9 protein-coding genes and 1 pseudogene are annotated in these 10,293 nt (G+C 70.9%); 6 read left to right on the top strand and 4 right to left on the bottom strand.

Annotated elements, in window-relative coordinates; genetic code table 11:
• A pseudogene (locus Q0588_RS08225) lies at window positions 1-669 on the top strand (glutamate--tRNA ligase); the annotation flags it as partial.
• A 76-nt stretch (window positions 670-745) separates the two neighbouring features.
• Here the strand turns inward: Q0588_RS08225 and Q0588_RS08220 are convergent.
• The gene (locus Q0588_RS08220) at window positions 746-1,036 is read right to left on the bottom strand and encodes a hypothetical protein (RefSeq protein ID WP_298745445.1); all 291 of its coding nucleotides are present in this window, start codon (window positions 1,034-1,036) and stop codon (window positions 746-748) included.
• 89 nt (window positions 1,037-1,125) lie between these two features.
• Window positions 1,126-1,728 (bottom strand): TIGR00730 family Rossman fold protein, encoded by a 603-nt coding sequence (locus Q0588_RS08215; RefSeq protein ID WP_298745443.1) that lies wholly within the window; start codon window positions 1,726-1,728, stop codon window positions 1,126-1,128.
• Window positions 1,729-1,810: 82 nt separating this feature from the next.
• Between Q0588_RS08215 and Q0588_RS08210 the strand changes: the two genes are divergently transcribed.
• Window positions 1,811-2,560 (top strand): hypothetical protein, encoded by a 750-nt coding sequence (locus Q0588_RS08210; protein WP_298745442.1) that lies wholly within the window; start codon window positions 1,811-1,813, stop codon window positions 2,558-2,560.
• Between the two features lie 280 nt (window positions 2,561-2,840).
• On the opposite strand, the gene Q0588_RS08205 is transcribed toward Q0588_RS08210, so the two are convergent.
• Complete coding sequence (locus Q0588_RS08205) at window positions 2,841-4,103, bottom strand: glutamate-5-semialdehyde dehydrogenase (RefSeq protein WP_298745441.1); 1,263 nt, start codon at window positions 4,101-4,103, stop codon at window positions 2,841-2,843.
• The gene (gene proB, locus Q0588_RS08200) at window positions 4,100-5,212 is read right to left on the bottom strand and encodes a glutamate 5-kinase (RefSeq protein WP_298745450.1); all 1,113 of its coding nucleotides are present in this window, start codon (window positions 5,210-5,212) and stop codon (window positions 4,100-4,102) included. Before proB ends, Q0588_RS08205 begins: the two co-directional genes overlap by 4 nt.
• A 451-nt stretch (window positions 5,213-5,663) precedes the next feature.
• On the opposite strand from proB, the gene Q0588_RS08195 reads away from it, so the two are divergent.
• The 4 genes from Q0588_RS08195 to Q0588_RS08180 form a co-directional block, all read left to right on the top strand.
• Window positions 5,664-7,406, top strand: coding sequence for a dihydroxy-acid dehydratase (locus Q0588_RS08195; RefSeq protein ID WP_298745439.1), 1,743 nt, complete (start codon window positions 5,664-5,666; stop codon window positions 7,404-7,406).
• 1 nt (window position 7,407) lies between these two features.
• Window positions 7,408-8,418, top strand: a complete 1,011-nt coding sequence (ilvC, locus tag Q0588_RS08190) for a ketol-acid reductoisomerase (RefSeq protein WP_298745438.1) — start codon at window positions 7,408-7,410, stop codon at window positions 8,416-8,418.
• A gap of 25 nt (window positions 8,419-8,443) precedes the next feature.
• Entirely contained in the window at window positions 8,444-10,159 is a 1,716-nt protein-coding gene (ilvG, locus tag Q0588_RS08185) for an acetolactate synthase 2 catalytic subunit (RefSeq protein ID WP_366872768.1), read from the top strand.
• Window positions 10,159-10,293: ACT domain-containing protein (locus Q0588_RS08180; protein WP_298745447.1), on the top strand; the 135-nt coding region annotated here is incomplete at its 3' end. The genes ilvG and Q0588_RS08180, both read left to right, overlap by 1 nt.

Raw genomic sequence — 10,293 nt, 5'->3', positions numbered from 1 at the left:
CCCGTTCCCGTCTTCGCCCACATGCCCCTGCTGGTCGGGGCCGACGGCCAGGCCCTGTCCAAGCGGCTGGGCTCGCTGTCGATCGCCGAGATGCGCGACCAGGGCTATGAGCCGATCGCCATCACCAGCCATCTGGGCCGCATCGGCACCTCCGATCCGCTCGAGGTCGCGGACTCGGTCGAGGCGCTGGGCGAGGGCTTCGCCTTCTCGAAGATGGGCCGCTCGCCGGCGCGCTACGACACCGCCGACCTCGACCGCCTGAACGCCCAGGCCCTGCACGTCATGGACTATGCGACGGCCCGGCCGCGGCTGGCGGCGCTGGGCGCGGACATGGGCGAAACGGTCTGGAACATCCTCCGGCCGAACCTGCAGAAATTCACCGACATCATTGATCTGGAACGAATCATCCGAGGTCCGGTCACGCCCGTGATCGACGACCCGGCCTTCGCCGCCGCGGCCCTCGAGGCGCTGCCGGCCATGATCGGCGACGACGCCTGGTCGGTCTGGACCGACGCCGTCAAGGAGCGCACCGGGGCCAGGGGCAAGGCCCTGTTCATGCCGCTGCGCCACATCCTGACCGGCCAGACCCACGGGCCCGACATGGCCAGCCTGGTCCCCCTGATCGGCCGTGAGCGGATCGTCAAGCGGCTCTCGGGCGAAACCGCCTGACCGGCCGGCCACGCACGGCGACAGGGCCGCCGCCCCGGGACGACGGCCCCTCCGCGGGTCGCGGCCGGCGCGGCGGTCAGGCGTTGCAGGTCGCCAGCTGGTCGGCCGACAGTTCGACGCCCTTGTAGGTGAAGGCGGTCACGGGGCCGAAACGGGCCGCCACCCGCCGGCAGGCGCGCGCGGCCGGCTGGTTGGCGCCGCCGGTGGCGGTGCAGGTCGCGCCTTCGCAGCTCCAGGCGGCGCCGTCGATGATGGTGCGGCCGGCGGGCGCCCTTGAGGCGTCGGCGAGCACCGCGTTGGAGGCCGGCGCGCCGGCGAGGGCCGGGGCGGCGGCGAGCAGGGTCGCGGCGATGAACAGGACACGCATGGGGAGGTCTCCGAAGATGGGGCGTGGATCCGCCCGTCGACGTCAGCGGCCGGCGCCGGCCGCGCCTGGATTGACCGACCAGTGATTACTTATCGTCGATCATGTTGCAAGTGAGGCATCTCGTCCGAGGCCCGGACCGCCTCGATCGCTTCGGCCACCGTATGGCGCACGATCCACGCCTGCCGGAACGAGGCCGGGGTCATCCCGGCCTCGATGCTGTGCTCCATCACGGCCAGCAGCGCGTCCCAGAAGCCGTCCAGGTTCAGGAAGATCACCGGCTTGGCGTGAAGGTCGAGGCGTTTCCACGACAGCACCTCGATGGCTTCCTCGAGGGTGCCGACGCCGCCCGGGGCGACCACGAAGGCGTCGGACTGGTCGTACATGATGGTCTTGCGCTCGTGCATCGAGGCCACCACCAGGGTCTCGACCTCGTCGAACAGCCGCTCGCGGCTGCGCAGGAAGCCGGGCATGACGCCCAGCACCCGGCCGCCGGCCGCGTGGGCCGCGCGCGCCGAGGCCCCCATCAGCCCGACGCCGCCGCCGCCGTAGACCAGCCGCCAGCCGGCCTGCGCCGTCGCCGTCCCGAAGGCGCGGGCGGCGTCCAGATAGGCCGGCTGCACGGTCTCGGAAGACCCGCAGAACAGGCAGACCGACTTGCCGTCGAACGGCTGGATGCGGAGGGGTGACGACATGGGGCCTCTGCAAGACAGTGAAAGACAGCGGGGCCGGGGCCGGGCTATCTGGGGCGACACTCCTAACGGTCGACGAGGCAGTATGAAACGGGCGATGTTGTCGATGGCCGCGGCGGCGCTCGCCGCCGCCGGCCCGGGCTGTTCCCCGAACCCGCCCGAGCGGGCCGGGGCCGGCGAGCAGGCCGGCCGAGAATGGGCCCGTCCGCCGGTCATCGACCGGGTCGAACGGGCCGGGGCGGCCCTGGTGGTGTCCGGCCTCGCCGGCCCGGAAGCCCGGGTCGTCCTGCGCGGCGACGACGGCGCGGCGTTCGCGGCCACGGCCGACCCGCGCGGCCGCTTCGAGATCCGCATTCCGCCCGGGGCCGGGCATCTGCTGTTGCGCCCGGAGACCCGAAACGGCCAGGAGGCCGCCCCGTCGCCGGACCAGTTGCTGATCCTCGCGGCCGGGCAGGGGCCGATCGCGGTTCTCCGTCCCGGCGGCCCGACCCGCCGTCTGGATGCGGCGCCGGCCCTGGGGGCGATCGACAGCGACGGGCGGATGCGCGTGGCCTCGGGCCGGGTCGTCGCCGGCACGGCCGCGGTCGAGGTGCGGAGCGGCGTCGAGACGGTGCAGGTCGCGCCCGATTCCCAGGGCCGCTGGAGCGTGATCCTGCCGCCGCGCGAGGGATCCGACCAGATCCGGGTGGCGGGCCGCGAGTTCCGCTGGCCGGGAGACGCCGCCGGCTCGCCGGCGCTGTCCGTGGAACGGCTGGAGAGCGGCTGGCGCATCCGCTGGTCGGGTCCGGGCGGGGCGGCCCAGACCACCTGGCTGCCCCAGCCGGCCGGCCCCTGAATACAGTTTACGGGCCGTTTACCAATTCAGTCGAACGAGGGGATGTCTTCCTGTTCGAGGACGCCCACCATCACCGAACCTCATCAGCCCGGCGCTCGCGTCGGGCTTTTTTCCGGCCGGTCGGAGGCGGGGGAGGTAGCCGGGCGGGAGCCAGGGCGAAATCGGTTTGGACGCGATCGCGTCCAAACCCGGATCTTCGCTCCAGCATTAGACTGGAGCCTGATTCACGGCATCGGCGGAATCGCGAAGCGATTCCGCCTCAACCGATCAGGCTCCAGGCTCAGCCGCGCGTCTGGCCGCCGCCTCGAACGACATATTTGTAGCTGGTCAGCTGTTCGGCGCCGACCGGACCGCGGGCGTGCAGGCGCGAGGTCGAGATGCCGATCTCGGCCCCGAAACCGAACTCGCCGCCGTCCGAGAACTGGGTCGAGGCGTTCCACATGACCACGGCGCTGTCGACGGCGTCGAGGAAGGCCTCGGCCGCCCGGTCGTTTTCGGTCACGATCGTCTCGGTATGGCCCGAGCCGTATTTGCGGATGTGATCGATCGCGCCGGACAGTCCCTCCACGATCCGCACCGCCAGGATCGGAGCCAGATATTCGGCGCCCCAGTCCGCCTCGTCGGCCGCCTCGACGCCGGGCACGATGGCCCGGGCGGCCGGGTCGCCCCGAAGCGTGCAGCCGGCGGCGCTCAGGGCCGCGGCGACGGGGGGCAGAAGACGGTCCGCCGCGCCGGCGTCCACCAGCAGGGTCTCCGTCGCGCTGCAGATCGAGACCCGCCTCATCTTGCCGTTCACGGCGACGGTCACCGCCATGTCGAGGTCCGCGTCGGCATGGAGGTAGGTGTGGCAGACGCCTTCCAGATGTCCCAGCACCGGCGCCCGCGCCTCGGCCTGAACCCGGGCCACCAGGCTCTTGCCCCCGCGCGGCACCAGCAGCTGCACGGCGCCGTCCAGTCCCCGGAGCAGGGCGCCGACGGCGGCCCGGTCCGGCGTCGGCACCAGCTGGACCGCGTCCGCCGGCAGACCGGCCGACGCCAGCCCCTCGACGAAGGCGGCGTGAATGGCCAGCGACGTCGTCAGGCAGTCGGAGCCGCAACGCAGGATCGCGGCATTGCCCGAGCGCAGGCACAGGGCCGCGGCGTCGGCGGTGACGTTCGGGCGGCTTTCATAGATGATCGCGATGACGCCGATCGGGGTTGAGACCCGCGCTATGTCCAGACCGTTGGGGCGGGTCCAGCGGGCCAGTGCCCGGCCCACCGGGTCGGGCAGGGCGGCGACATCGGCGATCGCCGTCGCCATCGCCGGGACGCTCTGGTCGCCCAGCGACAGACGGTCGATCATCGCGGGCTCGAGGCCCCGTTCGCGGGCGCGGGCGACATCGACGGCGTTTGCTTCCAGAATCAGGCCGGATCGAGCCGCCAGCGCGTCCGCCGCGGCCAGGAGCGCGCGGGTTCGGGCGTCGGGCCCGATCGTTCCCAGCACCCGGGCGGCTGCGAGCGCCTTGTCGCCCATGGCCGTCATCAGGGATTCGATGGCTGTCATCGTCCGGCCTGCAGTACGAGGTCGTCGCGGTGCACCGCCGCCCGCGGCCCCTGATAGCCCAGCAGCGCCGCCACCTCGCCGGTTTTTCGGCCGCTGATAAGCCCCATCTCGCGGGCGGAATAGGCGGCGAGGCCGACGCCCGCGCGGAGGCCGGCGGCGGTCATCAACAGAATGCTGTCGCCCTTGTCGAAATCGCCGCTCACGGCGCGAATGCCGGAGGGCAGCAGGCTGCCGCCCGACGCCAGCGCCGCCAGGGCTCCGTCGTCGATGGTCAGGCTGCCGGCCGGCTCCACGCTGCCGGCGATCCAGGCCTTGTAGGCCGCCGGCGGCGAGGAGGGGGCGGTGATCAGGGTCGCGCGCGCGCCCGCTTCTATGGCCGCCAGCGGATGGAATCCGCCGCCGGACGCGATCACCGTCGCGCATCCCGCGGACCGGGCGATGTCGGCGGCGAGAAGCTTGGTCCGCATGCCGCCCGTCCCCACGCCGGCGCCGACGTTGGCCCCGCCCGCCATCGCCATGACCCGCGGCCCGAGGTCCTCCACGAGGGGGATGTGCCGGGCATCGGGATCGCTATCGGGATCGGACTCGTAGAGCCCGTCCACATCGGACAGCAGGATGAGCAGATCGGCCCGCGCGAGCTGCGCGGTTCGCGCCGCGAGGCGATCATTGTCTCCATAGCGGATCTCCTCGGTCGCGACGGTGTCGTTCTCGTTGACCACGGGGACGGCTCCCAGCTTCAGCAGCGCCTCCATCGTGGCGCGCGCGTTCAGCCATCGGCGCCGGCGTTCGGTGTCCTCGCGGGTCAGCAGCACCTGGGCCGGGATCAGGTCGTGGGGCGACAGGGCCGTTTCCCAGGCCTGCATCAACCATGGTTGACCCACCGCCGCGGCGGCCTGCTTCTGATCCAGACCGGCCCGTCGCGTCAGCCCGAGGCGGCCGCGGCCCAGGGCGACGGCGCCTGACGACACGACGATGACCTCGACGCCGCGGCCGCGCAGTCCGGCGATGTCGGCCCCGATGCTCGCCAGCCGCGCCGTGGCCACGCCGGACCGGTCCACCACCAGCGCCGACCCGATCTTGACGACGACACGCCGCGCGCCGGTCAGCATCGCGCCCGCGTCGGCGGGCCGCCGAATGGACTCTGAAGGCATGGACGAAGTCATGAAAACTCCAAGGCGCGGCATCGTGGATGATATTGCACTGCATCGCAGCATAAGGGTTGCATTTCTTCCGGAAGCATGTTTCTTGTCCATATGGCACGGCTGAGCCGCGCCCACGCATTGTCTTTACCCCGAATCGTTTTTTTGAGCACCAACGTGTCGTATCGCTTCGCTCCCGCCCGTTCCGCCGCCGCCGCCGATGTTGCAGGCGCGGTCGTTCGCGCGTCGGATCGGATGTTCGCTGCGTCCATTCTCCTCCTTGTGGTGCTTATTCTGCTCCCCGGAGCGGCGTGGCTGCACGCGACCTGAACCCACTCTCCAACTCAGGATCGCCCGCATCACCCCGCTCCCGAAAGGAAGCGGGGTTTTTGTTGCGTGCGGTCCGGCCTTCCGGACAATCATGACCCACCACCCCTTCACATCTCCCGCCGGTCGCCGCAGCGCGGCGATCACCGACGGCCCCAGCCGCGCCGCCGCGCGCAGCTACCTGCGCGCCGCCGGGATGCAGGACGCCGACTTCGGCAAGCCGATGATCGCGGTGGTCAACACCTGGTCGTCGGTCACGCCGTGCAACATGCATCTGGACAGGCTGGCCAGGGACGTCCGCGCCGGGATCGTCTGCGCCGGCGGCTTTCCCGTCGACTTCAACACCATCGTCGTGACCGACGGCATCTCCATGGGCACGCCGGGAATGAAGGCCTCGCTGATCTCCAGGGAAGTGATCGCCGACTCGATCGAACTGGCGGTCGAAGGCCATCAGCTGGACGGCGTCGTCTGCATCGTCGGCTGCGACAAGACCATACCGGCGGCGGCCATGGCCCTGGCGCGGATGGATATTCCGGGCCTGGTCTATTACGGCGGCACGATCATGCCGGGCCGGATCGGGGCCGCGGAGATCTCGGTCCAGGACGTGTTCGAGGCCATCGGAGCCCACGGAGCCGGGACCATGGACGCCGCCGGGCTGAAGGCGGTCGAGAGCGCGGCCTGTCCCGGCGCCGGGGCCTGCGGCGGCCAGTTCACCGCCAACACCATGGCCATGGCCCTGACGGTCATGGGCCTGTCGCCCATGGGCGCCAACGACGTGCCGGCCGTCGATCCGGCCAAGGCGGCCGAGGGCGAACGCTGCGGCCGGCTGGTGGTCGAGCGGGTCCTGGCCGGCGACAACGCGCGCAAATACATCACCCGGGCCAGCCTGTGGAACGCGGCGGCGGCGGTGTCGGCCTCGGGCGGCTCGACCAACGCCGTCCTGCACCTGACCGCCATCGCCGCCGAGGCCGGGGTCGATTTCGGGGTCGAGGACTGCAACGCGGCCTGCGAGGCGACGCCGGTCATCTGCGACCTGAAGCCCGGCGGCCGGTTCCTGGCCAGCCATCTGTTCGCGGCCGGCGGCACGCGGCTGGTGACCCGGCGGCTGGCCGAGGCCGGCAAGATCGCCGACGCCCCGACGGTCTCGGGCCGCGGCCTGTTCGCCGAGGCGGCCGAGGCGGAAGAAGCGCCGCGGCAGCAGGTGGTCGCGACCGTGTCCGCGCCGGTCAGCCCGCGGGGCAGCTATGCCGTGATCTACGGCGATGTCGCCCCCGAGGGCGCGGTCATCAAGCTGACCGGCCACAGGGTCGACCGCTTCGAAGGTCCGGCCTGCGTGTTCGATTCCGAGGAAGACGCCTTCCACGCCGTCCAGGACGGCGCGGTCGGCGAGGGCGACGTCATCGTCATCCGCTACGAAGGGCCGCGCGGCGGCCCCGGCATGCGCGAGATGCTGCAGGTCACCGCCGCCCTGAAGGGGCGCGGCGTCCACGATGTCGCCCTGATCACCGACGGCCGGTTCTCGGGCGCCTCCTACGGCTTCGTCGCCGGCCATGTGTCGCCCGAAGCGGCGGCAGGCGGGCCGATCGCCCTGATCCGCGACGGCGACCGCATCGTCATCGACGTCACCAACCGCCGGATCGACATCGATGTCGATCTGGAGGAACGCCGGGCGGGCTTCGCCCCCAACGTCGCCCGCCCGGCGCACGGCGTCTTCGCCAAATACGCCGCCTCGGTCGCCTCGGCGGCCCAGGGCGCGGTCACCATTCCCAACCCCCCGCCGGCCCAAATCCGGGCGACCCGGGTTCCCGCCGACATCGCAGCTCATGAGGACGCCTGACATGCAGATCTACACCAATGACGATATCCGTCCCGGCGTCATCGCCGGCCTGCGCATCGCCGTCGTCGGCTATGGCTCGCAGGGCCGCGCCCATGCCCGGAACCTGAAGGACTCGGGTCACGACGTGGTCGCCGGGGTCCGTCACGGCGGCAAGGGATGGACGAACGCCACCGCCGACGGCGTGCCGACGGCCGAGCCCGGCGACGCGGTCCGGGGCGCCGACATCATCGCCGTCCTGACCCCCGACATGGCCCAGGCCGAGATCTACAAGACGGTCATCGAGCCCAACGCCAGGAAGGGCGCGGCCCTGCTGTTCGCCCACGGCTTCTCGATCCTGTACGGTCGGGTCGTTCCGCGAAAGGACATGGACGTCATCCTGGTGGCGCCCAAGGGGCCCGGCGATCTGGTGCGGCGCGAATTTGCGCGCGGCCGCGGCGTGCCGGCCCTGTTCGCCATCGAGCGGGACGCCACCGGCAAGGCGCGCGACCGGGCCATGGGCTATGCCAGGGGCATCGGCGGGGCGACCGGCGGCCTGCTGGAGACCACCTTCAAGGAAGAGACCGAGACCGATCTGTTCGGTGAACAGGCGGTGCTGTGCGGCGGGGCCAAGGAACTGGTCATGGGCGGCTTCACCACCCTGGTCGAGGCCGGCTACCAGCCCGAGATCGCCTATTTCGAATGCATGCACGAGCTGAAGCTGATCGTGGACCTGTTCTACGAGGGCGGCGTCTCCAAGATGAACGAATTCATCTCCGAGACCGCCAAATGGGGCTCGGTCGTCAGCGGCCCGCGCGTGATCAACGGCGAGACCCGGGCGCGGATGAAGGAGGTGCTGGCCGAGATCCAGTCCGGTCAGTTCGCCCGCGAATGGATCGCCGAGAACGAGGCGGGCAAGGAGGCCTATGACGCCCTGGTCAAGGCCGACGGCGATCATCCCATCGAGGTGGTCGGCGCGGGCCTGCGCGAGCGGATGGCCTGGCTGCACGCCCCCAAGACCGCCGAAGCCGCCTGACCGGAAAGTTGACCGAGTAAAGATGATGAGCGCCGCCGCGCCCGCCCTGATGAAAACCCCCGCGATCGCTCCCCGGAGCGGCGCGCGGTTGCTGGTCTCGACCCTGGAACGGCTGGGGGTCGAGGTGTTGTTCGGCTATCCGGGCGGGGCCATCATGCCGGTCTATGACGCCCTGACCGGATCGAAGCTGCAGCATATCCTGGTGCGGCACGAACAGGGCGCGGCCTTCGCGGCGGACGCCTATGCGCGGGCCTCGGGCAAGGTCGGGGTCTGCATGGCCACCTCGGGGCCGGGTGCGACCAATCTGGTCACCGGCATCGCCAACGCCATGATGGATTCCGTGCCGCTGGTCTGCATCACCGGCAATGTGGCCACGCCGCTGATGGGCACCGACGCCTTTCAGGAAATCGACATCCTGGGCGTCACCCTGCCCATCGTGAAGCACAGCTGGATCGTGCGCGACCCCGCCGAAATTCCCGCTGTGGTCGAGGAGGCGTTTCATGTCGCGCGCTCGGGCCGGCCCGGGCCGGTGCTGATCGACCTGCCGAAGGATGTTCAGGTCGGCATGACGTCGGACGACTTCGGCTTTCACTATCCGAACGAGACGACGGAACTGGACCGCACCGCCATCGCCGCCGCCGAAGCCATGATCCGGGCCGCCGAACGCCCGCTGATCTATATCGGCGGCGGGGTGAAGATCGCGGGCGCGGTCGAGGCCTTGCGCGCCTTCGCCGAGCGCACCGGCATCCCCAGCCTGTCGACGCTGAACGGCCTGGGGTCGATGCCCACGGATGCGCCCGGTTTCCTGGGCATGTTGGGCATGCACGGCACGCGGGCGGCCAATGAGGCGGTGCAGGAAGCCGATCTGCTGATCGTCTTCGGGGCCCGGTTCGACGACCGGGCGACGGGCAGGCTGGCCGAGTTCGCACCCCATGCCAAGGTCGTCCATTTCGACGTCGACCCGGCCGAGATCGGCAAGCTGAGGACCGCCCATGTCGCCGTCGTCGGAGATCTGAAGGCCGGGATCGAGACGCTGAACCCGGGTCTCCTGGCCATCGATCCCTGGGTGATCCGCTGCGCCTCGAACGCCCGGCGCCACGCCTTCCGCTATGACGCGCCGGGCGAGGGCGTCTATGCGCCCGCCCTGCTGAATGAGCTGTCTCGCGCGGCGGGCGACCGGTTCGTGGCGGCCTGCGACGTCGGCCAGCACCAGATGTGGGTGGCCCAGCATTGCGCCTTCTCCCGTCCCGAGGCGCATCTGACCTCGGGTGGGCTGGGGGCCATGGGCTATGGCCTGCCCGCCGGCCTGGGGGCCAAGCTGGCCGTGCCCGACGCCCACGTCGTCACCGTCTCGGGCGACGGCAGTTTCATGATGAACATCCAGGAGCTGGCGACCCTGCGGCGCTACGGCGTCGCGCTGAAGATCGTGCTGCTGGACAACGCCTCGCTCGGGCTGGTGCGCCAGTGGCAGGAGCTGTTCTTCGACCGGAACTATTCCGAGGTCGATCTGTCGGACAATCCCGACTTCGTCGCGGTGGCCGAGGCCTTCGGCGTCGAGGCCTTCCGAATTAGTCGGCGCGAGGAGGTCTCCGCCGGGATCGCCCGCCTGCTGGCCGCGCCCGGCCCCTGCCTCGCGCATGTGCTGATCGACCCGAAGGAGAATGTCTGGCCGCTGGTGCCGCCGGGCCGGAACAACGCCGAGATGATGCACGGCGACATGAAATTCGAAGGCGAAATGTGATGACCGACACCCTCCATATCCAGATCGACCGGGCCGACGGCTCGCTGCAGCGCCTGATCGGCCTCGTCGAGCGCCGGGGCTTCCACATCGACGGCCTGAGCCTGTCGGACGAGGGGGCGTCGCGCCGGGTCCAG

Source organism: uncultured Brevundimonas sp., from assembly GCF_937870815.1.
In the GTDB taxonomy this organism is placed as follows: domain Bacteria; phylum Pseudomonadota; class Alphaproteobacteria; order Caulobacterales; family Caulobacteraceae; genus Brevundimonas.
The sequence above is the reverse complement of the archived record's forward strand: the minus strand, read 5'-3'. Positions and strand labels throughout refer to the sequence as shown.